Below are 24,192 nucleotides of genomic sequence, written 5' to 3'. Positions count from 1 at the left end.
ATAATAACAACCTTGAAAACAGGTAGGACATTATGATTTTTACCTTGCTGACTTTTTTGATTGGATTAATTGCACTTTATATCGCTTACAAAGCTGTGAGTGTGCTTTGGCAAAAGTCTTGGTTTGTAGGGTTTTGTCGTGGCGTTTTTGGGTTGGCGTTATTACTCGTCGCCACTTTTGTCGCATTGGCAGCATATGATGTCTACAGCTACAAGCAAGTACTGCAAGAACAGGTTGTTGCGACTATTAACTTTGACAAGATTGAAAATCAACATTTTATTGCCGTGCTCTCTGATAAAGATGGCAAGGAACAACGCGTTGAACTGCGTGGTGATCAGTGGCAATTGGATGCACGTATTGTTAAATGGAAAGGATATTTGGCCACTTTTGGAATTAAGCCTGCATTCCGCCTCGAACGCCTAAGTGGGCGGTATTACGATATTGAGCAGGAAACCACAGCCAAACGCACAGCATATGCAGTCAACGAAAGCTTATACGGCATTGATTTGTGGAAACTATTTAATTCTCACCCGGAGTGGGTGCCCGTAATTGATGCGGTTTACGGTACAGCCACTTACTTGCCTATGCGGGACGGTGCTTTATTTCAGGTCAGTCTTTCCAATACCGGATTAGTGGCGCGTCCAATGAATGATGCAGCACGCGAGGCGGTTGCAGAATTTAATTAAGTTTCACCTTATATTGTTTTCATCGATTATCAATTAAACGTTGTATGGAGTTGTCCATTGGAATTTTTATCAGAATACGGTTTGTTTCTTGCGAAAACGCTGACATTTGTTATTGCTGTTTTTGTCATTGTTAGTCTAGCAGTCTCTATGGGTGGCCGTACAAAAAAGTCAGATAAAGGCCACATCGAGGTTGCGAAACTCAATGAAAAATTTGATCATCTACGCGATTCATTGCGCGATGCCATGCTTGACGATGATGAATACAAAGAGTTTGAAAAAGCAGAAAAAAAGCGTTTAAAAGAAGAAAAAGCGCAAAAGAAAAAAGCCGCTAAAGAGATGGCCAAAACAAAAGTAGAAGACACTTCTAGTGCTGAATCTGAACCATCAGCAAAAAAACGTATCTTTGTGCTGGATTTTTATGGAGATATTAAAGCATCTGAAGTGGAATCCTTGCGCGAGGAAATTACCACTGTTCTCACACTAGCCAAGCCTACGGATGAAATTGTGGTAAAAGTAGAAAGTGGTGGCGGCATGGTTCACAGTTATGGTTTAGCTTCTAGTCAGCTGGTGCGCATCACCAATAAGAAAATTCCATTAACCGTTTGCGTGGACAAAGTGGCAGCCAGTGGCGGCTATATGATGGCCTGTGTTGCCGATAAAATCGTAGCGGCTCCCTTTGCTATTCTTGGATCTATAGGCGTACTAGCCCAACTGCCCAACTTTCATAAGTTGCTTAAGAAAAACGATATTGATTATGAAATGTTTACGGCAGGTGAATACAAGCGCACTGTCACTATGTTTGGTGAAAATACTGAAAAGGGGCGCGCCAAATTTGTAGAAGAGCTTGAAGATACCCATGTATTGTTCAAGGAATTTGTCAGCAGCCATCGCCCGCAAGTTGATGTAGAAAAAGTTGCGACTGGTGAAGTATGGTTCGGCTCCAGAGCCAAAGACGTTAACTTGATTGATGAACTTCAAACAAGTGATGAATATTTATTTGCCCAGGCAGAGTCTGCCGATATTTACGAAGTTGAGTTTACCTACAAAAAGACCTTACCCGAAAAATTAGGCTTTGCGGCACAAGCGGCGGTAGATAGGTTGTTAATGACGTGGTGGGAACGGCTCAATATAAGCCGCTGGTTTTAGAATGCGTAACAAAGCGGTGCCGATGGCACCGTTTTTATTTGTGCGATGACATTTTATTGATATGTGCGGAGGCAATCACTATGGCTTTTTCGTTCACAAAACTACAAATGCCCGACCCGGCTGATGCACTCAAAGGGCGGGAGGATGAATTAATTGTTGAAAACCGCCATGCGGTAAAAAATGTTCCAATCAAAGCTCCTTTTCCAGAGGGCAGTGAAAAAATCCTGTTCGGTTTAGGGTGTTTTTGGGGCGCTGAGAGAAAATTTTGGCAGCAACCAGGCGTTTACACGACAGCTGTCGGTTATTCGGCAGGCTACACACCTAATCCAACGTATGAAGAGGTGTGCAGTGGTTTAACCGGGCACAATGAAGTTGTGCTAGTGGTGTTTGATCCTAACGCAACGTCGCTGGAAAAATTATTAAAAGTATTTTGGGAATCGCATAATCCAACTCAGGGAATGCGCCAGGGTAATGACCGTGGCACCCAGTATCGCTCGGGTATTTATTATTTTAACGATGCACAACGCGAATTGGCTGAACAGACAAAAACGGCTTATCAGTCAGCATTGAATGAAAAGAATATCGGAGAGATAACCACTGAAATTTTACCCGCCAGCGCATTCTATTATGCAGAAACCTATCACCAACAATACCTGCATAAAAATCCGGGGGGGTACTGCGGGTTGGGCGGCACGGGTGTTTGTTATGCTGACGGCGCTTAGCTGTTTGTGCCCCCAAAGAATTTACATTGCTTCGTAATAAGGGCCACTGCCTCCTTGCGGAGGCACCCACCGAATATTCTGTGTTGGATCTTTAATGTCACAGGCTTTGCAGTGAACGCAGTTGGCTGCATTGATTTGTAGTTGTGTAACGCTGTCTTTTTCAATAATTTCATATACCCCAGCGGGGCAATACCGCTGTTCTGGCGCATCATAGATTGACAGGTTGTAATCTATCGGTATTTGTTGGTTTGTCAGTTGTAGATGGACAGGTTGATCCTCGTCATGGGAAAGATTCGATAAATAAATTGACGACAAACGATCAAACGTAATTTTACCATCCGCAGCAGGATAATGAATTCGCGTCGCCTTTTCTGCGGCAATTAAACATTCGTGATCTGCTTTGTGGTGTTGCAATGTCCAGGGCAGTTTTAAGCCCAAAGAATGCAGCCACAAATCCATACCAGCATATAATGTCCCGGCAATATTGCCCCATGCTGATATAGCGGGCTTGATATTGCGTACCGCATATAAATCTTTCCAGAGCCATGATGCGCGAATTTTTTCAGGGTAACTTTTCAGGAGCGGTTCGTATTGTTCTTGTGCAAATGCATCGATAATAGCGTCTGCCGCAAGCATTCCAGATTTCATTGCATTGTGAGAGCCTTTAATTTTAGGAACATTTACAAAACCTGCTGAGCATCCAATCAGTGCCCCCCCGGGAAACACCAGTTCGGGCAGTGATTGCACACCGCCTTCATTAATTGTACGAGCGCCATAAGAAAGCCGTTTTGCGTTTTCCAATAAGGGTTTTATGGCTGGATGGGTTTTGAATCGTTGAAATTCTTCAAACGGATTTAAGTAAGGATTTTGGTAATTCAAATGCACTACAAATCCAAGCGCGATTTTGTTGTCTGCCAGGTGATATAAAAATCCACCACCTCCGGTGCGGTTATCCAGTGGCCAGCCCTGCGTATGTAATACAGCCCCTTCGTTGTGGTGTGCGGGATCAATACTCCATATTTCTTTAAAGCCCAATCCGTATTTTTGCGGTTCAGCGTTCGCACGTAGATTAAATTTTTGTTCCAGCGATTTTGCGAGTGAACCGCGAGTGCCTTCAGCAATTAATGTATAGCGTGCATGTAATTCAATACCGGCAGAGAAGGTATTTTTCTGGCTTCCATCGCGTGCGATGCCCATATCGCCGGTAATGACACCTTTCACGCTACCGTCATCAGCGTACAGAATTTCACTGCCATTAAATCCGGGAAACAAATCCACACCCAGTTCTTCTGCCTGGCTACCCAACCAACGGCATACCTGTCCAAGGCTCACAATATAATTGCCATGGTTGTTCATTAATGGAGGTAAAAGTGCAGAGGGAATATTGAAATGTGTTTTTTCAGACAGCCATAAAAATTGATCTTGTTTGACCGGTGTTGTAATTGGGGCGTTTTTGTTTTTCCAATCCGGAATTAATTCATTGAGTGCGATAGGATCAATCACGGCACCCGATACTATATGCGCCCCAATGTCTGCGCCTTTCTCCAAAACGCATACACTCAGCTCTTGCGATTTTTTCGCTGCAAGTTGTTTTAAACGTATAGCGGCGGAAAGTCCTGCCGGGCCTGTGCCAACAATGACAACATCGTAGTGCATTTGATCGCGTTGGGTCATAACCGGCTCGTTTATATCGTGGTAGTTAAATGTATTTGGTCACTGCGTTGAATATTGGCAGTCAGTGAACGGCAATATTCTAAAAACGCAATCATGGCTGGCGTTTGATAGCGGTTTTTATGCCAGACAAACATAAATTGCCTGCGCAAATCGAGCATGGGCGTTTTCACTTCAACCAAACTACCGCGCCGGAATGCATCGCGAACTGCAAGGCGGGATACACAGCCAACACCAAGGCCTGATTCAACCGCGCGCTTGATTGCCTCGGTATGTTCGAGCTCCAGGCGAATTTTTAATTCCGGTAGATGATGTCGTAATGCCTGATCGAAAGTTTCACGTGTGCCTGAACCCTGTTCGCGCAAAATCCAGGTAGCCGATAATAGTGCTTCAATACTCGCGATATCCTGATTTGCTAGCGGATGTGAGGGCGAGCAGAACACAACAAGTTCATCCTCAATCCAGGTCTCGGCCTGCAATTCAGGATGATGGCAGCTGCCTTCAATAAGTCCTAAATCCAATTCGTAACCCGCGATCTGCTGCAAAATCGATTGGGTATTTTTTACTTGTAGCGCGATATGGCAATCCAGATGGTTCTGCATAAATTCGCTGATGATCATGATCGCCAGATAATTCCCGATCGTCAGTGTCGCCCCTACGCTTAAATCTCCGAGCGATGATTTCCCTTCCAGTAAATGCTCAATTTCTGCAGCCTGGGTCAACAGGCTACTGGCGACGGGCAGCAGTGATTTACCCAGTGCATTGAGCTTCAGCAACTTGCCATTGCGATCAAACAATTGGCAATCGAATTGCCGCTCAAGTTCCGCCAGTGCGGTACTGGCAGCGGATTGGGAGAGGGAAACCTCTTCTGCGGCACGGGAAACGTTACCGGTGCGGGCGATGGCGACAAAGATTTCCAGTTGGCGCAGTGTATATCTCATATCGATTTCTCGGATATATAAAATATGAATTATCAATTTAACAAATATGCTAGCGCGAAATAGACTGGACATCAACCAATCCTTTACTGAGCAACCGCTCACTGGAGACTGAAAGTGAAAGCACTGGTCGCAATCAAGCACGCTGTCGATTACAACGTAAAACCCAATATTGATCCTGCAACAGGGCAGGTTGATATCGCCCAGGTCAAAAAGGCGGTGAATCCGTTTGACGAAATTTCTCTTGAAGAGGCTGTACGTTTAAAAGAGCAGGGCAAAGTGAATGAAATTATTGCTGTCTCTATTGGTGGTGATGATGCCAAAGACAGCTTGCGTCATGCCTATGCAATGGGGGCTGATCGCGCTTTGTTGATAGCAACCAGCGCCTCACCACAACCACTTGCGGTAGCAACATTATTGAAAGCCATTGTGGAGCGCGAGCAACCACAACTGATTTTTCTGGGTAAGCAAGCAGTTGGAGAAGACTATGGACAGACAGGTCAGATCCTCTCCGCGTTGTTGGGTGTGGGCATAGGGACGTTTGCATCCGGATTGCAACTGGAAGCAGGGCATGTTGATGTCATCCGTGAAATTGAAAAAGGAACCCAAACTATTCGTCTTACCTTGCCCGCCGTCATCACCACAGATTTGCGTTTGAACGAGCCGCGTTTTATCAAGCTGCCTAATTTGATGATGGCGAAAAAGAAAATAATTGAAATTATTTCTGCACACGAATTAGGTGTTGATCTTGCTCCGCGTTTCACTGTGCTTACTGCGAGTGAGCCTGCAAACAAACCGGGTGCAGTACAGGTTAGTAATGTACAAGAACTGGTAGAAAAATTACGTCGTGCGGAGGTGTTGATATGAGCGTTTTAGTATTGGCTGAAATCGATGGCGATCAAATAAAAGTATCCAGCCTTCAGGCAATCACTGCCGCTGCAGCGTGGAATTTACCAATTGATGTATTGGTGTACGGAAATCAAGTGGATGCTGTTAGCAGCAACGTGTTGCGCATAAATAATGTTGCACGCGTGTTGGTCGCCCAAGCTACGCATTTCTCACACCCACTCGTGGAAGATGTTATTGAATTGGCATTCAGTATTGGCCGTCATTACACACACATCATCACAGCGCACACCAGTTTTGGGCGAAGTGTGTTGCCTGCAATTGCCGCGCGATTGGATGTAGCTGCGATTACCGATGTCATCGCAATCGAAGCAAATGCAACCTATGTTCGCCCTGGTTACGCGGGAAATATTATTACGCGAATTCAAAATCACGAACCCATCCAGCTTGTCAGTGTTCGTGCTACCGCGTTTCGCGCAGCACAAACGCAAGAAAATACGGTTGCGCTACGTATCGATATACAAGTGCCTGCAGCACAACACAAAAGCTATTGGCTGAGTGAACAGATTACTCATTCAGATCGCCCCGAATTACATTCGGCACGAGTGGTGATCGCTGGTGGGCGCAGCCTGGGTGAAAAGTTTGATGAATTGCTAAACCCACTGGCTGAAAAATTGGATGCAGCTATAGGGGCAACACGCGCATGTGTTGATGCAGGTTTTGCCGCGAACGACTTACAAGTGGGGCAGACGGGCACCATTATCGCACCGGATTTATATATTGCAGTCGGTATTTCCGGTGCGGTCCAGCACTTGGCAGGTATTAAAGATAGCAAAACAATTGTGGCGATTAATCATGATCCTGATGCGCCCATTTTTAAATATGCCGATTACGGTTTGGTGGCGGATTTGTTTACCACTTTGCCAGAGCTTCATGAAGCATTAGCGCAACACTAGGGGATTTTTATGAGTGCAGTAAACACACAAAAAGTGTTATCGGTAACGCACTGGAACGAAAGCTTGTTTAGTTTTACCACCACGCGTGATGATTCATTCCGCTTTGAAAACGGCCAATTTGTCATGATTGGTTTAGAGGTTGATGGTAAACCATTATTGCGTGCCTACAGTATTGCAAGTCCAAATTACGCGGAGCATCTGGAATTTTTCAGTATTAAAGTGCCGAACGGACCACTCACCTCGCGCCTGCAAAATATTCAAGTGGGGGATGATATTTTGGTGGGCAAGAAACCGACCGGAACCTTATTGTTATCCGATTTAAAACCCGGCAAGCATCTCTATTTTTTATCGACAGGCACCGGCCTCGCGCCCTTTATCAGTTTGATTCAGGACCCGGACATGTACGAAAAATTTGAAAAAATTATTCTGGTTCATGGTGTGCGGCACGTAAATGATTTGGCCTACCGCGATTTTATTACCCGTGAATTATTGGAAAACGAATTTTTGGGTGAGGAGGCAAAGCAGAAATTAATTTATTACCCCACCGTTACCCGCGAGCCATTTATCAATCAGGGAAGGCTCACCGATCTTCTCGAAAATGGAAAATTGTTTGTCGATATTGGCCTGCCGCCGTTTGATCCTGCCCATGACCGCGCCATGTTATGTGGTAGCCCGGCAATGCTTGATGACACCTGTGCATTGTTGGATAAGGCAGGGCTGATTGTCTCTCCGCGTATTGGTATTGCCGGGGATTATGTTATCGAACGGGCGTTTGTGGAAAAGTAGGTTTTTGCCATTGTCGGGCATAGGGATCTTGCCCGTGTAATATGCTGTCATTCCATCTAATTTGTCGTGTGTGTTTAATGCCAAGGTAAATAAGACTGACCCAGCGTGAAAGCGCGATTGAGGGTTGGCAAACATCGACCTGAGGCATAGATGTACATGATCCGCGGTACTTTTACTGGCAATAGCAGTGTCCATAACGCAAATAAAACCCGGTTATATGAAGCATTGGGGCAAATCGTCGTCTCTTTCCGAGCCTTGGAGAAAGGTGTGGATGGATTAATCACCTGTAGCCAGGATGAATCTTCCTCGCTGAATGCATTGCTGCTGGAGAGTATTCCTTTCACCCAGAAAATATCGCTAATGGATGAGTTGATCCGCGCGCGGCACAGCGTGCAGGAGTTGGGCGCGCTGAACCAAACATTGATTGCCTTGGTAGAGCGTTGTCATAGCTGTGAGCACCAGCGCAACGAATGGATACGCTCTTATTGGGTGCCGGAGCTAGAGGCGAAAGAGGGAAGTGTTATGCGCTTGCAGCGCCAGGAAACAGAGAATCTTGAATTGGTGCCATGCCAACTCACAGAGTTGGAAAACTTTATTGTGGTATTGAATGCGACTGTCGCGTATCTGTGCGGATTCCACCAAAAACTGTATGCCAGTTTCAAACGTATCCGTAATATCCCTGCATCAGAAACCTATCTAAAACCACTGCAACTGGTAGAAGGAGATACGCCCTGAGAGCGCATCTCCAGCTGAAAACATTACTGCTCCACATTCCCCGCGTGCAGGCCACATTCTTTTTTAGTGGCTTCTTCCCACCACCAGCGGCCTTCGCGCTCATGCTGCCCCGGCGAAACCGGGCGAGTACAAGGCTCACAGCCGATTGAAATAAAGCCGCGCTCATGTAATTCGTTGTACGGCACTTCACACATGCGGATGTAATCCCAAACCTCTTTGGATGACCAATTCGACAGCGGATTAAACTTGGTGAGTTTTTCACCGGGGCGTGCGAATAACTTATCGTCCTGAATTACCGGGATTTCAGCGCGGGTAGGGCTTTGGTCTTTGCGTTGGCCGGTGATCCACGCATCCAGCGTCAGTAATTTTTTGCGCAAGGGTTCGATCTTACGGATGCCACAACATTCTTTGTGGTCGTCTTCATAAAAGCTGAAAAGACCTTTTTCCTGAACTAACTGACGTACTGCTTCGCCATCTGGCGAGATGACATCAATTTTAATGCCGTAATGCTTGCGGACTTTTTCGATAAAACGGTAAGTCTCCGCATGCAAGCGGCCAGTGTCCAGGCAGAACACGGGCACATCCGGGCGATAGTTGCGCGCCATTTCAATCAGTGCAACATCTTCTGCACCGCTGAATGAGATAGCGATATTGTCGAATTGGCTCAGGGCGTACTTAATGATTTTCTGCGGGCTTTCTTGCTGGAATTTGGCATCCAGGTCGATAAGGTTTATCTGGTTATCGGTCATAAGGGCTACTCACGGTATTACGGTGTTTGGTATGGCCGTCAGGATACCAGAGCAAGGCATCCAGCCCAAGCAACAGGCCTTCCGAGGTTTGCTTTACCGAATCAAAACAGGTAGATTGCCGCGACTCTTTTTAGGGCGAAATCGCCTGTTTATTAACCGTTTTGGAGGTTGTTGTGGAAATTGCATGTCTGGACCTTGAAGGTGTATTAGTCCCTGAAATTTGGATCGAATTCGCCAAAGTGACCGGTATCGAAGAACTGAAAGCCACCACCCGTGACATTCCGGATTACGATGTATTGATGAAGCAACGCATTCGTATTCTGGAAGAGCACAAGTTGGGCCTGAAAGAAATTCAGGATGTAATCGCTACCCTCAAGCCGCTGGATGGTGCCGTTGAATTTGTGGATTGGTTGCGTGAGCGTTTTCAGGTAATCATTTTGTCAGACACTTTCTACGAATTCTCACAACCACTGATGCGTCAATTGGGTTTCCCTACGCTCATGTGCCATCGTTTGAATGTTGATGAGCGCGGAATGGTGGCTGGTTACACCTTGCGCCAGAAAGATCCAAAGCGCCAATCAGTATTGGCTCTGAAAACCCTTTACTATCGTGTGATCGCCGCTGGTGATTCGTATAACGACACCACTATGTTGGGCGAGGCGGATCAAGGTATTTTGTTCCATGCACCACAAAACGTGATCGATCAATTCCCGCAATTCCCTGCAGTACACACTTACGAAGACTTGAAGAAAGAATTCATCAAAGCGAGTAATCGCGAATTAAGTCTGTAATTCTGTGTAATGTAAAACGCGCTCGATACTCGATATAAGTCGAGCGCGTATTTTGAAAATGTAATACGTTAAACACCACTACCGTTTTTAATAAAAAAGCCTCAAGGCAAATAATAAATAGCTCAACAGAACCTCTAACCGTTTTTTCAATAACGATAACTCCGGCTTTTATGGAGTGAATAAGAGGTAATCAATAATGGATGCATCAACTCAAGCTACACCTGTTGTAGTGACCACATCACCCGGTGGAAAATTTATTCCTTTGGCTCTCGTTGCAGGGCTGTTCTTTATTTTGGGTTTTGTCACTTGGCTTAATGGCTCATTAATGCCGTATCTGGAAGAAGTGCTGACCCTGACCCCGGTTCACGCATCGCTGATTTTATTTGCGTTTTATGTTTCCTCCACGTTGGTGGCTATTCCCTCTGTTTCGCTCATTGCGCGTGTTGGCTATAAAAATAGTATGGCGCTCGGGTTGGTGGGAATGGCACTTGCGGCACTGACCTTTATTCCTGCAGCAATGGCGCACAGTTTTGAGCTGTTTTTGTTGGCGCAATTTTTAATGGGTGCCAGCCTTACGTTGCTGCAAACGGCGGTGAATCCTTACGTAGTAAAAATTGGCCCGGAAGAATCAGCCGCGGTGCGCATCAGCGTGATGGGAATGTTGAACAAAGGCGCAGGTATTGTTGCGCCCATGATGTTCACCGCATTGATTTTGTCAGGTATGAGCCACGCTGGTTCAACACCAACAGAAGAAGAAAGAAAAGCGATGGCTGGCAGCCTGATTCTGCCTTATCTGGGTATGGCACTGTGTATTTTGGCGGTGGCACTCATAGTGAAGTTATCATCATTACCTGAGTTAAATCTTGAATCCGAAGATGCAGGCGAGGTGCGCGATTCCGGTTTTCATTTTAAAGAGTCACTGGCGCACCCCAATTTGGTGTTGGGTGTGTTTGCACTGATTTTTTACGTGGGTGTTGAAGTTATTGCAGCCGATACCATTGGTTCCTATGGTCGCAGTATCGGTTACGAAAATTACACATCACTTACGTCATTTACCATGACATTTATGCTGATAGGTTATGGCTTGGGGATTTCACTGATTCCGCGTTTTATCAGCCAGGCCAACGCGTTATTGGTATCTGCTGTTTTAGGTTGCTTGCTCAGCCTTGCAATTGTGTTTGGCGATAATCAATCCACTGCGCTGGCTGATGTGTTATTGGTTCCGTTTGGTTTGCCTGCACTGCCCAATACATTGGTATTTATTGCCATGATGGGTTTGGCAAATGCGATTGTCTGGCCCGCAGTATGGCCAATGGCATTAAGTGGATTGGGCCGTTTAACCGGCACTGGTTCAGCGCTGTTGGTGATGGCAATTGCCGGTGGAGGAATTTTGCCGGTGCTATTAAATACGCTGGCTTCACATGAAGAGGTGGGGCGTCAGTCGGCTTATATTATTGCGCTGCCTGCTTATTTATTTATTTTGTTCTATGCCGCTAAAGGCCACAAAATAAAACGTTGGAAAAAATAATCCTGTCGCGTAAAAAAAATCCGCTCGCGTTTTAATGTAACGCGAGCGGATTATCTCTACTTTTCTATAAAACCTTCTTGCTTATCAAACTTATATCCGCAATTACCAAATTTTCACACGCACTTTTTCATCGCGGTACATTCCATCACCCGGTTTAACGCCATAGACTTCATAGAACTCTGTCATGTTCGACAGTGGCCCCAGTACGCGATACTCACCCGGTGAGTGCGGCCCATTAATGACTTGGCGGCGTAAGGCTTCATCGCGGTATTTGATTCGCCATACTTGTGCCCAGCCCATAAAAAAGCGTTGCTCAGCGGTAAATCCATCAATCGTTTTACCGGGTTTTCCGCCCAATGAATTTTTGTAGGCGCGATGGGCGAGTGTAACACCGCCAAGGTCTGCAATGTTTTCACCTAAACCGAGCGCGCCCTGTAAATGCAAATCATCAATCGGGTTGTAGGCGCTGTATTGATCAACCATTAATTGCGCGCGCGATTTAAATTGCGCCGCATCTTCTTCTGTCCACCAATCGCGCAAATTACCGTCGCCATCTGAATGTCGCCCTTGGTCGTCAAAACCGTGAGTGAATTCATGGCCGATCACTGCACCAATTGCGCCATAGTTAACGGCATCATCTGCAGCGACGTTAAAAAACGGCGGTTGCAAAATGGCTGCAGGAAATACGATCTCATTCATGCTCGGGTTGTAATAGGCGTTGACCGTTTGCGGTGTCATTGCCCACTCGGTGCGGTCTACCGGTTTGCCCAAGCGCGCAATGGCGCGCTCTTGTTCACAGATTGCATTGCGCCGCAAATTGGCGACCAATTCTTTGGCGTTGATGGTGACGCAATTGTAGTCGCGCCATTTTTCCGGATAACCAATTTTGGTGTTGAATTTGGCGAGTTTTGTTTGGGCCTGGCGTTTGGTCTCCGGGCTCATCCAAGTGAGTTCTTCAATTGATTGTGAGTAAGCCTTGCGCAAGTTTTCAATCATCAAATCCATGCGCGCTTTGGCTTCTGGCTTGAATTGTTGCTCAACATATTTCTTGCCGACTAAAAAGCCCAACTGCGTATCGGCTAATTTAGCGGCGCGTTTTTCACGTGGGCGTTGCTCTTGAATACCACTCAATGTTTTGCCATAAAAATCAAAGTTGGCATCGACGAATGCTTTGTTTAGATTTCCGGCATCATTATTCAACACATGAAAGGTTAAATATTGCTGCCAATGCGCTAACGGAATTTTTGCCTGCAACTGGGCAAATGCTTTCACATAAGTGGGTTGGTTAACGACCACTGCATCGATATTGCCAAGCTGGGCTGCATCAAAAAAACGGTTCCAATTCAAACCTGGTGCCGCTTTGTTCAGCTCTGCCAGCGTCATTTTGTTGTAGGTAGCGGTGCGGTCCCGGTTTTGCACGCGTGTCCAGTGAATAGCGGCAATTTTTTTCTCAAGCGCAACAACATTCGCGGCTGCTTGCGTTGGATTTTTTTCACCGGCTAGTGTGAATAATTGCTCGATGTACTTCTGGTATTTGCCCCGCAACTCAACGGATTGGGCATCGGTTTTTAAATAGTATTCACGGTCAGGTAAGCCCAAGCCGGATTGATACGCTCCAGTAATGTATTGCTCGGAGTTTTTATCATCCTGATCGATATATAACTCAATCGGCGTACCGGTCCCGTAAGGCTGCCACTCTCCCCACAGCAATGCTAGATCAGCGTGATTTTTGAGTTGGTCGATTCGCGCCAAATAAGGTTTCAGTGGTGATAATCCCAATTGTTCGATTAATACCTCATCCATAAACGATTTATACAGATCGGCAATTTTTTGTTCGTCTGAGCCCGCAGGCTGTTCAGTCGCTGCGAGTGATTGAATCATCGCGCGTACATCATTCTCTGCATTTTCAGCGAGCGCATCAAAACTGCCCCAGCGTGCTTTATCGGCAGGAATTTGGGTGTTCTCCAACCATTTTCCGTTTACATAGCGGAAAAAATCCTGCTGCGGTGCAACACTGGTATCCATGCTGCTCAAGTCAATTCCTGAACCTAATGCGCTACCGTTTTGCGATGTTTCACTTGAAGGGGAATTGTTGCTACACGAACTAACGCCGAGCGCTAATGAAATACCCAGCGCGATTGCGGTCATTTTTTTCATTGCGATTTCCTTGAATGGTTGTGATGAACGTTAAATCAGTAGAGCGCGCGCTTGAACATGCCCAGTGCAGTTTGGTAGCCCCACAATTGCAATTCGGCATCGTAGCGGTCGCCTTCATCGCGCATGAACGCGTGCACACCGTTCACTTCATGCCAGGTGAAATTCACGTTATTGGCAACCAGGTTGGCATACACTTTTGCGCGGCCTTCGGGCGGAATGTGCGGGTCTTGTTTGCCCCAGATCATTTGCAGCTCGCCTTTGATTTCACCCGTGCGCGTCAAACTTTCATTACCCGGTTGTGATGGAGTCAGGCCGGAGTGGATATCAGTTGCATAAAAACAACTGGTTGCCGAAATGGCCGGATGGATCGCTGCGCGGTAAGCCAAACCACCGCCCAGACAAAACCCCATCGCGCCGATTTTTCCCGAGTAATAGGGCAGCGTTTGCACGTAATCGATCATCGCTTGGGTGTCGGTATCGTGTGCTTCCAAATATTTTGCAACTTTATCCGCGTTGCCTTTATCGCGGCCTGCATCGTCGTAACCCAATACCGTGCCGATAGGATTTAATTCATGAAACACTTCCGGAACAATCACAATAAAACCGTGCCCCGCCATAATTTGTGCGCTGCGGCGAATAGGTGAGGTCTGCTGGAAAATTTCGGAGTAAAGAATAATGGCGGGGAATTTTTTGCCGGCGGGTTCGGTGGTGTCTTTCGGGTGATACACATAACAGCGCATTACGCCGGTGGGAGTATTCAAATCGACTTGATGGTTCTGAATTAACATCAGATGCTCCTCGGAGATGTTGTAATTTGTTTTTGATGATTAGTGTTTAAATTGCTGTTCCAGTGTTTGCATTAATACCTGTACCTTGGCGATGGATTCGCGGTATTCCTGATCGGTTTCAGAATCGGCAACTATACCGCCGCCGCCCCAGCAATGGATCTTGTTGCCATCGCAGACCAGTGTGCGTATTGCAATGCTGGTGTCCATTTGGCCATCGGCACTGATATAGCCCAAGCTGCCGCAATACAGCGAGCGGCGTGTGGGTTCCAATTCTTCAATGATTTCCATCGCGCGGATTTTCGGTGCGCCGGTAATGCTGCCGCCGGGGAAGGCATCACGCAGTACATCAATTGCCGTTGCGCCTTCGTTTAACTGGCCGGTTACTGTGCTGACCAAGTGATGGACATTGGCAAAGGTTTGCAGTTCACACAGCGCGGGCACACGCACGTCCGTGCAGTGTTTACTTAAATCATTGCGCAGCAGGTCAACGATCATCACATTTTCGGCGCGGTTCTTCTGGCTGTTTTGCAGCCATTGGGCGTTGGCGATGTCTTCTTGATCGGTGGTGCCGCGCTTGATAGTGCCTTTGATTGGCTTGGTTTCCACCTGTGTGCCGCGTACCTGAATAAATCGCTCGGGCGATAAACTCAGCACCGCGCCGGTCTCCAGCTGCATAAATCCCGAGAAAGGTGAGGGCAGTACCTCGCGCAAGGCGAGGTAGGCAACGAACGGATCGCCGCTATAGTCAGCGCTAAACCGTTGGGCAAAATTGACTTGGTAGCAATCGCCCGCGCGGATGTATTCCTGAATGCGGGTCAGTGCCTGCCGGTATTCATCCACTTTAAGATTGCTTTGAAAGTAATTGATTTTAAATGAGTTTTTATCAGTTTTAATGAATTGCTTTAAATCGTGAAACATCGGTTTTTGCGATGCATTCAAGCACAGCTGCTCGATTTCCAAAAAGTTATAAGCGCTTTCCAAGCTGCCGCTGAGCGCTTCATTAATCACTAATGATGCCGTCTGCTGTTCGTGATCCTGAATAATCGCCCAAGGGTAAATGCCGATATGCATGTCGGGCAGGGCGATGTCATCGGCAGCCAGCGCAGGCAACACTTCAAGACGGCGACCAAGGTCATAGCCAAAATAACCCACAGCGCCGCCGATAAATGGCAGGGTCGGATGAGTTTGGTTTTCGTGATTACCGAGTAAATCGCGCAGGATATAAAACGGATCGTCGCTTGAATTGCGGCAGCTACCGGTATGGTCGCTAATACGGGTTTGCTCGCCTTTAGTGATCAGCACTTGTTGCGGCGCGGCGCAGACAATATCGAAGCGGCCGTAGTGGCTCGCAGGGCGGCCAGAATCCAGCCACACCGCGTAAGGCAAATGGCGCACGGCAGCAAACCAGAACGCCGGTTTAGGTTGATAAACAAGCGGAATAATGCGGAGCTTTTCAGCAAGGAATCTGGGCATGGAATCTGATGGTCAGCGCCGTTACGGGGCTAGCATTCTACCCCATGATTGCCAGCCTTCGGCAAATAGACTTTGGTGCCAAGCCCGTTTAAGCTGCATTGCTCTAATGCTGCTTTAACAGGTTAAGGAATCGCCCAATGGATGTTCTTTTATTTACCTTCGCAATGCTGATTGGTGGTGTTGCTACCTGGCAAGGCCTCAGTTGGTACTACAACAAAAAGTTCAAACGCCCCGTGCAGGATGTCAGCACAGAATCGCATGTGCTGCTGGAGCGGATCGAAAAAGTATTTAAAGTGGTGCTGGCGGAAGGCTACTTCACCGAAATTTATGATCACAACACCAAGCGCGATTTTTTTGGCATCTTCAAAACCAATAGCAAAGCGCTGGTGGTTGCAAAAGCCAAAGTTGCCGTCGGTTACGATTTCGCCAAAATGAAATTTCGCCGCGACCACAATTCGCGCACTCTGGTGATTGAACAGTTTGCCGCGCCGGAAATTCTGTCCATCGATACCGATTACAAGTTTTATGACATCAACCAGGGTGTGCTGAATAAATTTGATAATGAAGACTTCACCGAAATTCTGGCTGAAGCAAAAAAACTCATGCAAGAAAAAGCGATGGAAAGCGATTTGCCGCAGATCGCACACAAGCAGCTGCAATTAATGATGCAACAACTCTGCGCCTCGGTAGGCTGGCAGTTGGAGCATGAGAAAATTTTAGAACCCCTAAAAACCCTGCACGTCACTACTGACGAACACACAAAATAAAAACAAGGAACGCTTATGGCTCTGCTCGTTATTTTTACGCTGGTCGGCATGGCGCTGGGTGAGGCCATTTTTTACGATAATGGTTGGTTGATTGGTGCGGGCTTGGGGTTTTTAATCACCAAAGTCGTCTTGATGGGCAACCACATCAAACGCCTTGAGCGCGATGTGAATACGCTCAAAACCGATTCACAATCTGCTGCGCGCCACGCAGCTGAGCAGTCATCATCTGTGCGGCCATTAACTACACAGCCGGCAAACACACCGTCACCAACCACCACACAGGATCAAGTCGCATCTGTGCCTGCAACATCCGTTGCTGAACAGCGCGTGCCATTAGCAGAGCGATTAAAAGCACACGGGATTGAATTGCCACCAGAAACTGCATCGGTTGAGTTACCGATCAGCGATGCCGAATTGGAAAACCTTGCGCTGGCGACTGCGCAACCCAACGCAGAATCACATTCCGAGCAGGTTGCAAAACCCGTCGCGCCTAAACCAGTTCCTTCGGCTCCCGCTAAACCTGTAGAGCCCGATGTATTTGAAAAAGGCATCGCGTTTATCAAACGTTTTTTAACCGAGAGCAATCCCATTGTCCTTATTGGTGTGGTGGTGATGTTTTTCGGTTTGAGCTTTTTAGTGAAGTACGCATCCAGTCAAGGTTTGTTTCCCATTGAATTGCGCATGGCTGCCGTTGCCGCGATTGCCATCACCTTGATCGTACTGGGCTGGAAAACTCGCGAGCGGGCAGGGGGTTATGGTTTGGTATTGCAAGGTGGTGGTATAGCGGCGCTTTATCTCACCGTATTTGCAGCGGCAAAAATGTATGCGCTTATGCCTACCGGTGCCGCGTTTGCGCTCATGTTTATTATTGTGATGTTAGGTGCGCTGCTTGCGATTTTACAAAACGCGCAGGTGCTTGCACTTATGGCAACGGCAGGTGGATTCCTTGCACCGATTCTCACGTCCGATGGTTCCGGTAATCATGTCGGGTTATTCAGTTTTTATCTGCTGTTAAATATTGGCATTCTCACCATCGCCTGGTTTAAAACCTGGCGGCTGCTGAATTGGGTTGGCTTTGTATTTACTTTTGTGATTACCTCCATTTGGGGTGTGCTCAAATACGAGCCGCATTTGTACGCGAGCACTCAACCATTCTTGCTCGCTTTCTTCGCGCTCTATTTAACGGTGTCGATTTTGTTCTCGCTTAAACAGCCGCCGAATCTAAAAGGGCTGGTCGATGGCAGTTTACTTTTTGGTTTGCCGATTGTCGGCTTCGGTTTGCAAACAGAATTGTTAAAACAAACCGAATATGGTTTGGCGATTAGTGCATTAGTGCTGGCGATTATTTATATCGCATTGGCGCGTGTACTCTGGGCCAAATACCAACAAACCCATCGCGTATTAATTGAATCCTTTATTGCGCTGGGTGTTGCCTTTGCCACCTTAACCATTCCATTGGCAATGGATGCGCAATGGACATCTGCCACCTGGGCACTGGAAGCAACCGGCTTGATCTGGGTTGGTTTGCGCCAGCAGCGTTTGCTACCGCGCTGCGCTGGTTATTTGCTTCACATCGCCGCAGCCTGTTCGTTAATGATTCACGGTTTGGATACCGGCACTCGCGCGTTGATTGATGGTGATTTTATTAGCCTGCTGATATTGGCTGCGTCGTCACTGTGCATCGCGTATCTGCTCAGCCGTTTTGCAGAAAACGCAAAACCGGTTGAAAAAATCGTGGCCAATGTGGCGATGATTATCGGCTGGCTCTGGTGGTTATTGGCCGCCAGCCGTGAGATCAATACGCATATTGCAGGCGAGCATCAATTTCCATCACTGATGTTAATGTTTGCCATATCGGTCGCGGCATTGTTGGCGTTGAGTAAAAAAATCCAGTGGCCGGAACTCATGCGTATCGGCTTTTGGTTGTTGCCGCTGGGCATGGTGTTATCGATGAATAATTTTGGCGAAGGATTATTTATCGGTTACGACGTATATCCATCCCAACGCTGGGGCTTGTTAGCACTCGCGATTTTCTTTGCAGTGCAATATCGCTATTTATGGCAGCAAACCGGCCGTGCCGCTTGCGGTATTTTAAGTGTGTACCACGTACTAACCGCGTGGTTTATTTTCAGCTTAATCGGTTGGGAAGCCAGTTACTGGCAAAGCAAAATGAGCTGGTATGGCACCAGCGCGGCGGTGTTGTGGTTTGTGTGTTTGGTAGCTCCGCTGGTTGCGTTAATGTTCTTTACGCACAAAGCCAGTGAATCCGGCAAAACCCTTTGGCCATTTACCCAGCACGCAGCGGATTATAAAAACCTGATTCCCGCACCATTACTGTTTGGTTTGTTCTGCTGGTTTGTTGTCGCCAGTCATTACTCAGGCGCAACAGCACAATTCTATTTGCCCATTTTGAACCCGCTGGATTTAGCGCAAGCAGCCGTATTGGTGTTGTTTGTTTACGCCATGAAACGCGGCTTTATCGGGTTAAATAATCTCACGCCAGAAGTTCGCTACGGCGCATTGGGTGTGTTGGGTTTTGCGTGGATCAACATTGTGCTGCTGCGCGCCGTGCACCAATACGCGGGTATTGAATATTCAGCGGTGGTGATGTGGAACTCCGTTGTGGTGCAAATGTCGCTATCAATTCTGTGGGCGGTATGTGCGTTGGTAGTGATGAATCTTTCCCGCCGTTTGCGAGAGCGCAAACTGTGGATGGTGGGTGCAGGTTTATTAGCAATCGTTGTCTTAAAACTGTTTACCAAAGATGCATCGGGCACCGGAACACTTGCGCGTATTGTGTCGTTCATTGTGGTCAGTGGTTTGATGATTTTGATTGGCTATTTATCGCCAATACCGGCAAAAGCAAAACAACAAACTGAAAAAGAAGAAGCGGTCTGATAACAGGCTGCTTTTTGATGTTGATAAAAACCAAAACCGGGATTCAGGAATCGTGCTTTAACACTACAACAGGGGAATAAAAGGATTCGTATGAAAAAGTTAATCGTGATTGGTGTGTTGTTTGCGGCCTACTGGTATTGGAATGACGGGAAATTACCGTTTCTAAGTGGCAGCAGTGCAGCAGCAGTTGATGGCAGTGGAAATCCGGCGGTGTGGGTTTTTACCTTTAATGGCTGCGGTGATGCGTGTAATAGCGTGGTAAAAGAGTTACGTAACCGCAATGTGCCTTTCACTGAAAAAGTGATTAGCCCCGATCAGCGCGATGAGCCAGATTATAAATTGTGGCAGGGGTTTCGCGCAGGCAATGCATTTCCTTTGGTTGCCGCAGGTGATCAAACGGCAACAGGCTCCCATGTTCCCACTATCGCGAGCTTGTTAGGAAAAACCTTTGGGGATGCGTATCTTACCCCTTATGAAAAACAATATTTCAAGTCGCATTTCAATGCGGATGGTTCACCGCGCATCGTACTTTATGGCACAAACTGGTGCGGTTACTGCGCCGCGCTTCGCAAAGAATTTAACGCAAATAATGTCAGTTTTGTGGATGTCGATGTAGAAAGCCAGCCTAATACACGATTGCTGTTGCAAACCATGGGTATTAGCGGTTATCCGGCCACTTGGGTTGGCTATACGCGGGTTAAAGATGGATCTAATTACAATGCGGTTATGTCACTGGTAAAGAATTCAAATTGATCCATGGCTTAAGAATGTTTTTTAAAAGTTTTTAAAAGGTTTATAGGTAATGATGAATTTTAAAAAGTGTATCGCGCTGGGTGCGATGTTATTCGGTGTAAGTACTGCGGCAACTGCAGAGGTTATCCCTGTTTATCAAATCAGTGAAGCAAGTGGTACGTTTTTGCAAACCACGCTCACGCACGATATTTATCGCTACAGTGCCGATACCCAATTAAATGATCTTGTCGTTACCGACCAGCAGGGCAACCGGTTGCCTTATCGCATTGCGGCGCCCAGTGTGCAAAGCAGTGAGCAGACAAACTTTACGCCAGTACGTTTTTTTCCGGTGGCAGTGGGCACTGCACCGGAAACCTTATTGGTGTTGAGCAGTGCATCCATCCGTTTGGATGACAACCAAATTTCGGTAAGTGCAGTTAAAGCCGATAAAGAAGAATTGCAAAACCAAAGTGCACCGACGGATTTTTTTGTCGTAGACCTTAGCGATTTGCGCACACGCGCGGACAAACTTGCGGTGCTCTGGCCAATTAACGAGCAACACCAATATTTGGAAGTGGATGTGAGCGGCACCAATGACATGACAAATTGGTCGCCCATTACCAAAACCACATTGGTGCAATTATCGAAAGAGGGCGAGCGCTTAACGCGCAATAAAATCACGCTCAACTTGAGCGAAAGACAATATGCCTACTTAAAGCTGAAATTTACTCGCGGTAATGAGCAGCTCCAGTTAACTCAAGTGCAGGTAGAAAATACCGATACCATTGCCAACGCACCCACATCCGATGTATGGCAAATATCCGGCGAATTGGCAGATGAACAAAAATCAGCGCTGTATTCCATCAACGGCGGAGCAAAAGTACAAACCGCCGCATGGGAATTTGAACGTGATGACATAGCACCGGTAAGCAATGTGAGCATCAACCTTGGTGCGGTTATGTATGGCGACAGCATCAAAGTATTTTCACGCAACACCGAAAAACAACCGTGGAATTTGGTTCACCAAGGCATTTGGTTTAATGCGCAAGTAGGCGATACCTGGCAGCAAAGCGATGCCATCAATGTGTACAACAATAGCGATACCCAATGGCGCATTGAACTGAACGAGCTGGTGCGCACCACTGCAAAACCACAACTCACATTTACTCGCCAACCCGAAATCCTGCAATTCATCGCAAACAATGCCGCCCCCTACAATATCGCCATAGACACCCAAGTCGCCCCCGGTAACCAACAAACCACCACTCAAATTTTTGCACAGTTGGTTAACGGCAAAGACATCCAATGGTCACAATCCAACGCCACCGAATTAAAACCCAACCTAAACTCCTTCGCCCGCCACGGTATGCCAATCAGTTGGAAAACCATTTTGTTCTGGGCAATTATGATCGGCGCAGTCGGTGTGTTGATTTGGGTTGCGGTGCGGTTGATGGGGCAGATGAAAAATTAGTGATGAGGATCTTATGCTTTTATTTTTATTAATAGTGTTTATTTTTTCGAGTGCAGTTATTTGGTATTTTCTTAACAAAAAAAATTATTCAGTAGCATTTGTATTGCTTGCATTTCTCATTGGCTTATGTCTTGTAGGGGTTTACTTGGCATCTTCATATGTTGATCCTAAGAAATTAGGAAGTGCTGAGCAGTTTGGTCAATTTGGTGATTATATTGGAGGGATATTAAATCCCATATTTGGTTTTGTAACAATCGTTCTTCTTATTAACACATTTCACAATAACAATAGGCAGCTGGAGATTGTTGCTGAATCAAATTTACACGAAAAAATAAAGAAAATATCTATGGCTATTAGTTCAACCAAAGAAAAAATCCATCAAGAGTTAAACAGAAAATATGGTTTTATGCACGAGGGAGATTACAAGACGGAGTCATTTATGAATTATTTTTTCGAAAATGGCTTTCCCAAGAAAAACCTAAAGCAACTACTATTTTCCATATCGGAGCACACAGAAAACCTTTTTATTCGGGAGTGGAACACCAAAAGCTTACAGCAGGGAGCGCACAGCGAATTCAAAGAGCATATAATGATGACATTAAGAATTAGGTTTTATGTTGAATACATTGTTAATGCACATTTTCGTTTAATTGATTCTGAAAATTCAGGAATCCTAAAGTATAAGGCCTCGCTTGATCTTGCAGAATTTTGTGAGGAAATGGAATTGTTGTTCTTGCTTACCAAGAATAAATCTCAAGAATTTAAAGATGCTGCTGTGAAGATGACAAAAAATGTTAACCCTTATTCTTTTTAGCTTTTTTGGTCTTCAGCTTTCATCATTTATATAATTCTTTAACATGTACTGCTGGCTCAGTTGTCAGCTAGTTACGTCTTTCATAAATTAGAAAACTCTATATATGATTATTTATTCAAGCATTAATTGAGAGACACTAATGGCTTCAAAATTTTACGTAGTATGGGCGGGGCGTGAGACGGGGATTTTTACGGATTGGGCTACGTGTAAGAAACATGTCGATGGATTTGTGGGGGCGCGTTATAAATCGTTTTTGAGCCGTGAAGAAGCCGAGGCGGCGTTTGGTGGTGCTAAACCGACAGCGGGGACTGGCCGTGCTGCGCCGAGTGCAAATAAGGTTAAAACTTATAATGCCGCTGAAGTAAATGCATTGCCGCAGCAGGTAAAAATATTTACTGATGGCGGCTGCGAACCAAACCCAGGTGAAGCAGGATCAGGCGTGGCGGTTTATCGCGATGGGAAATTGGCGGAGCTGTGGTATGGGTTGTATAACCCGATGGGGACTAACAACACTGCCGAATTAAATGCGCTCCACCAAGGATTATTAATTGCCCAACACGACATCGCCCAAGGCAAAACCGCCGCAGTATTTTCTGACTCGCAATACGCGATCCAATGCGTAACTGTGTGGGCGATTGGTTGGGAAAAAGCCGGCTGGAAAAAGAAGGGCGGTGAGATTAAAAACCTTGAATTGATCCAAGCGATTTACGCATTACATCAAACCCTGAAAAACAGCGTGCAAGTGTTGCATGTGAATGGCCATGTAGGTGTACAAGGCAACGAACTTGCCGACCGCATGTCCATACTCGCTATCCAAACTCACGAAACTGAATTTGCTCTGTATCGCGAACCATTGGATATCAACGCGATATTGGCAACACGTGCGGGCTAACGAACGCATTAATAACGACATGCTGATAACAACATTATTGATAACAAAACTAAAGGAATTGCTAAGATGAAATTAGGTACTTGTCCCTGTTGTGGATCGCGTAATTTAAAAAAGTTACAAGGTGAACAATTTACCTGTTTGGATTGCAAAGCACCTTTGCGTTTTACGTGGAGTGCTGCGCACATTATTGGAATTTTTTTGCCGGTATTTTTGCCTAATTTATTAAAGTCATTCCCTGAGACTGTGCAGTACGGTGTTCCGGCTGTGTTACTGGTTGTGCTGTTGATTCTGTACTATCGCTATCGCCGGTTTTATGTGGATGATATTGGTGTGGCAGAGGCGATTAATGCACGCAATAGCGATTTAAGTCATATCAACCGATTTGTGACTGGAAAAATAGGGGCAATTGATTTTGTAAGTAACATCGATGCCCTCAAAAGCACCTATGCAAAAGAACCGGCGATACAAACGCTCATTCAAGATCACTTTAATCGGGTAGGTGGTCTTAGTGTTAGTGACCAAGCTGCAGGATTCTCGGCTGTGTATCCGAATGTGGATCTCAACAACATCGCTACTGAGCAAGAGCGTATTGCAACTGATGAAATCGCGCGTTTAAAAACCTACAAAATTACTATTTAAAAGGCAG

Annotated in this window: 22 protein-coding genes; 16 read left to right on the top strand and 6 right to left on the bottom strand. The window is 46.3% G+C overall.

What is annotated here, in order from left to right; genetic code table 11:
* Nucleotides 1-32 precede the first annotated feature (32 nt).
* From VC28_RS05625 to msrA, 3 genes are all read left to right on the top strand, one after another.
* Nucleotides 33-686: a hypothetical protein gene (locus VC28_RS05625; protein ID WP_049629787.1), complete on the top strand. Its 654-nt coding sequence runs from the start codon at nucleotides 33-35 to the stop codon at nucleotides 684-686.
* A 57-nt stretch (nucleotides 687-743) separates the two neighbouring features.
* Nucleotides 744-1,832 carry a protease SohB gene (gene sohB, locus VC28_RS05620; RefSeq protein WP_049629786.1) on the top strand — a complete coding sequence of 363 codons (1,089 nt, stop codon included), beginning with the start codon at nucleotides 744-746 and terminating at the stop codon, nucleotides 1,830-1,832.
* Nucleotides 1,833-1,912: 80 nt separating this feature from the next.
* Entirely contained in the window at nucleotides 1,913-2,554 is a 642-nt protein-coding gene (gene msrA / locus VC28_RS05615) for a peptide-methionine (S)-S-oxide reductase MsrA (RefSeq protein ID WP_049629785.1), read from the top strand.
* Between the two features lie 21 nt (nucleotides 2,555-2,575).
* Here msrA and VC28_RS05610 read toward each other — a convergent pair whose 3' ends face one another.
* On the bottom strand, nucleotides 2,576-4,228 hold the full coding sequence (locus tag VC28_RS05610) for an electron transfer flavoprotein-ubiquinone oxidoreductase (protein ID WP_049629784.1): 1,653 nt from the start codon (nucleotides 4,226-4,228) through the stop codon (nucleotides 2,576-2,578).
* An 11-nt stretch (nucleotides 4,229-4,239) separates the two neighbouring features.
* Complete coding sequence (locus VC28_RS05605; protein WP_049632194.1) at nucleotides 4,240-5,166, bottom strand: LysR family transcriptional regulator; 927 nt, start codon at nucleotides 5,164-5,166, stop codon at nucleotides 4,240-4,242.
* Nucleotides 5,167-5,280: 114 nt separating this feature from the next.
* On the opposite strand from VC28_RS05605, the gene VC28_RS05600 reads away from it, so the two are divergent.
* The 4 genes from VC28_RS05600 (at nucleotide 5,281) to VC28_RS05585 (ending at nucleotide 8,486) form a co-directional block, all read left to right on the top strand.
* Entirely contained in the window at nucleotides 5,281-6,030 is a 750-nt protein-coding gene (locus VC28_RS05600; protein WP_049629783.1) for an electron transfer flavoprotein subunit beta/FixA family protein, read from the top strand.
* A complete protein-coding gene (locus tag VC28_RS05595) occupies nucleotides 6,027-6,965 on the top strand; it encodes an FAD-binding protein (protein ID WP_049629782.1) in 939 nt (312 codons plus the stop codon). The genes VC28_RS05600 and VC28_RS05595 overlap by 4 nt, the downstream gene beginning before the upstream one ends.
* A 9-nt stretch (nucleotides 6,966-6,974) precedes the next feature.
* Nucleotides 6,975-7,751, top strand: a complete 777-nt coding sequence (locus tag VC28_RS05590) for a ferredoxin--NADP reductase (RefSeq protein WP_049629781.1) — start codon at nucleotides 6,975-6,977, stop codon at nucleotides 7,749-7,751.
* Between the two features lie 150 nt (nucleotides 7,752-7,901).
* Complete coding sequence (locus VC28_RS05585) at nucleotides 7,902-8,486, top strand: hypothetical protein (RefSeq protein ID WP_156184289.1); 585 nt, start codon at nucleotides 7,902-7,904, stop codon at nucleotides 8,484-8,486.
* A gap of 23 nt (nucleotides 8,487-8,509) precedes the next feature.
* On the opposite strand, the gene VC28_RS05580 is transcribed toward VC28_RS05585, so the two are convergent.
* The gene (locus VC28_RS05580) at nucleotides 8,510-9,235 is read right to left on the bottom strand and encodes a phosphoadenylyl-sulfate reductase (RefSeq protein WP_049629779.1); all 726 of its coding nucleotides are present in this window, start codon (nucleotides 9,233-9,235) and stop codon (nucleotides 8,510-8,512) included.
* 173 nt (nucleotides 9,236-9,408) lie between these two features.
* Here VC28_RS05580 and thrH point away from each other — a divergent pair, with 173 nt between their 5' ends.
* Both thrH and VC28_RS05570 read left to right on the top strand, forming a co-directional pair.
* On the top strand, nucleotides 9,409-10,026 hold the full coding sequence (gene thrH / locus VC28_RS05575; protein ID WP_049629778.1) for a bifunctional phosphoserine phosphatase/homoserine phosphotransferase ThrH: 618 nt from the start codon (nucleotides 9,409-9,411) through the stop codon (nucleotides 10,024-10,026).
* Nucleotides 10,027-10,222: 196 nt separating this feature from the next.
* Nucleotides 10,223-11,554 (top strand): MFS transporter, encoded by a 1,332-nt coding sequence (locus VC28_RS05570; RefSeq protein ID WP_049629777.1) that lies wholly within the window; start codon nucleotides 10,223-10,225, stop codon nucleotides 11,552-11,554.
* Between the two features lie 102 nt (nucleotides 11,555-11,656).
* Here the strand turns inward: VC28_RS05570 and VC28_RS05565 are convergent, their stop codons facing one another.
* Genes VC28_RS05565 through pabB form a run of 3 tightly spaced genes read right to left on the bottom strand, consistent with a single transcriptional unit; the run spans nucleotide 11,657 to nucleotide 15,972 of the window.
* Nucleotides 11,657-13,711 (bottom strand): M13 family metallopeptidase, encoded by a 2,055-nt coding sequence (locus tag VC28_RS05565; RefSeq protein WP_049629776.1) that lies wholly within the window; start codon nucleotides 13,709-13,711, stop codon nucleotides 11,657-11,659.
* A gap of 35 nt (nucleotides 13,712-13,746) precedes the next feature.
* Nucleotides 13,747-14,499: a dienelactone hydrolase family protein gene (locus VC28_RS05560; RefSeq protein WP_049629775.1), complete on the bottom strand. Its 753-nt coding sequence runs from the start codon at nucleotides 14,497-14,499 to the stop codon at nucleotides 13,747-13,749.
* 39 nt (nucleotides 14,500-14,538) lie between these two features.
* Complete coding sequence (gene pabB, locus VC28_RS05555) at nucleotides 14,539-15,972, bottom strand: aminodeoxychorismate synthase component I (RefSeq protein ID WP_049629774.1); 1,434 nt, start codon at nucleotides 15,970-15,972, stop codon at nucleotides 14,539-14,541.
* Nucleotides 15,973-16,109: 137 nt separating this feature from the next.
* Between pabB and VC28_RS05550 the strand changes: the two genes are divergently transcribed.
* From VC28_RS05550 to VC28_RS05520, 7 genes are all read left to right on the top strand, one after another.
* On the top strand, nucleotides 16,110-16,739 hold the full coding sequence (locus tag VC28_RS05550; RefSeq protein WP_049629773.1) for a DUF4230 domain-containing protein: 630 nt from the start codon (nucleotides 16,110-16,112) through the stop codon (nucleotides 16,737-16,739).
* Nucleotides 16,740-16,754: 15 nt separating this feature from the next.
* Nucleotides 16,755-19,637: a DUF2339 domain-containing protein gene (locus VC28_RS05545; RefSeq protein WP_049629772.1), complete on the top strand. Its 2,883-nt coding sequence runs from the start codon at nucleotides 16,755-16,757 to the stop codon at nucleotides 19,635-19,637.
* A 90-nt stretch (nucleotides 19,638-19,727) separates the two neighbouring features.
* A complete protein-coding gene (locus VC28_RS05540) occupies nucleotides 19,728-20,390 on the top strand; it encodes a glutaredoxin domain-containing protein (RefSeq protein WP_049629771.1) in 663 nt (220 codons plus the stop codon).
* 49 nt (nucleotides 20,391-20,439) lie between these two features.
* On the top strand, nucleotides 20,440-21,840 hold the full coding sequence (locus tag VC28_RS05535) for a DUF3999 family protein (protein ID WP_049629770.1): 1,401 nt from the start codon (nucleotides 20,440-20,442) through the stop codon (nucleotides 21,838-21,840).
* Nucleotides 21,841-21,853: 13 nt separating this feature from the next.
* Nucleotides 21,854-22,654: a DUF456 domain-containing protein gene (locus tag VC28_RS05530; protein WP_049629769.1), complete on the top strand. Its 801-nt coding sequence runs from the start codon at nucleotides 21,854-21,856 to the stop codon at nucleotides 22,652-22,654.
* A 139-nt stretch (nucleotides 22,655-22,793) separates the two neighbouring features.
* A complete protein-coding gene (locus VC28_RS05525; protein ID WP_049629768.1) occupies nucleotides 22,794-23,546 on the top strand; it encodes a ribonuclease H family protein in 753 nt (250 codons plus the stop codon).
* A 66-nt stretch (nucleotides 23,547-23,612) separates the two neighbouring features.
* Nucleotides 23,613-24,185 (top strand): hypothetical protein, encoded by a 573-nt coding sequence (locus VC28_RS05520; protein WP_049629767.1) that lies wholly within the window; start codon nucleotides 23,613-23,615, stop codon nucleotides 24,183-24,185.
* The last annotated feature ends 7 nt before the right edge of the window (nucleotides 24,186-24,192 follow it).

Origin of the sequence: Cellvibrio sp. pealriver, from assembly GCF_001183545.1 — a bacterium.
Classification (GTDB): domain Bacteria; phylum Pseudomonadota; class Gammaproteobacteria; order Pseudomonadales; family Cellvibrionaceae; genus Cellvibrio.
Note: the sequence above shows the minus strand (reverse complement) of the source record. Positions and strands in the feature narration are given on the sequence as shown.

Bases quoted from the DNA above. Each gene is read 5' to 3' on its own strand.
- VC28_RS05525 (WP_049629768.1), top strand. From the start codon at position 22,794: ATGGCTTCAAAATTTTACGTAGTATGGGCGGGGCGTGAGACGGGGATT.
- VC28_RS05605 (WP_049632194.1), bottom strand. From the start codon at position 5,166: ATGAGATATACACTGCGCCAACTGGAAATCTTTGTCGCCATCGCCCGC.
- VC28_RS05610 (WP_049629784.1), bottom strand. From the start codon at position 4,228: ATGACCCAACGCGATCAAATGCACTACGATGTTGTCATTGTTGGCACA.
- VC28_RS05565 (WP_049629776.1), bottom strand. From the start codon at position 13,711: ATGAAAAAAATGACCGCAATCGCGCTGGGTATTTCATTAGCGCTCGGC.
- VC28_RS05570 (WP_049629777.1), top strand. From the start codon at position 10,223: ATGGATGCATCAACTCAAGCTACACCTGTTGTAGTGACCACATCACCC.
- VC28_RS05530 (WP_049629769.1), top strand. From the start codon at position 21,854: ATGCTTTTATTTTTATTAATAGTGTTTATTTTTTCGAGTGCAGTTATT.
- pabB (WP_049629774.1), bottom strand. From the start codon at position 15,972: ATGCCCAGATTCCTTGCTGAAAAGCTCCGCATTATTCCGCTTGTTTAT.
- VC28_RS05535 (WP_049629770.1), top strand. From the start codon at position 20,440: ATGATGAATTTTAAAAAGTGTATCGCGCTGGGTGCGATGTTATTCGGT.
- VC28_RS05560 (WP_049629775.1), bottom strand. From the start codon at position 14,499: ATGTTAATTCAGAACCATCAAGTCGATTTGAATACTCCCACCGGCGTA.
- VC28_RS05625 (WP_049629787.1), top strand. From the start codon at position 33: ATGATTTTTACCTTGCTGACTTTTTTGATTGGATTAATTGCACTTTAT.
- VC28_RS05545 (WP_049629772.1), top strand. From the start codon at position 16,755: ATGGCTCTGCTCGTTATTTTTACGCTGGTCGGCATGGCGCTGGGTGAG.
- VC28_RS05590 (WP_049629781.1), top strand. From the start codon at position 6,975: ATGAGTGCAGTAAACACACAAAAAGTGTTATCGGTAACGCACTGGAAC.
- VC28_RS05550 (WP_049629773.1), top strand. From the start codon at position 16,110: ATGGATGTTCTTTTATTTACCTTCGCAATGCTGATTGGTGGTGTTGCT.
- VC28_RS05520 (WP_049629767.1), top strand. From the start codon at position 23,613: ATGAAATTAGGTACTTGTCCCTGTTGTGGATCGCGTAATTTAAAAAAG.
- VC28_RS05540 (WP_049629771.1), top strand. From the start codon at position 19,728: ATGAAAAAGTTAATCGTGATTGGTGTGTTGTTTGCGGCCTACTGGTAT.
- VC28_RS05585 (WP_156184289.1), top strand. From the start codon at position 7,902: ATGTACATGATCCGCGGTACTTTTACTGGCAATAGCAGTGTCCATAAC.
- VC28_RS05595 (WP_049629782.1), top strand. From the start codon at position 6,027: ATGAGCGTTTTAGTATTGGCTGAAATCGATGGCGATCAAATAAAAGTA.
- VC28_RS05580 (WP_049629779.1), bottom strand. From the start codon at position 9,235: ATGACCGATAACCAGATAAACCTTATCGACCTGGATGCCAAATTCCAG.
- msrA (WP_049629785.1), top strand. From the start codon at position 1,913: ATGGCTTTTTCGTTCACAAAACTACAAATGCCCGACCCGGCTGATGCA.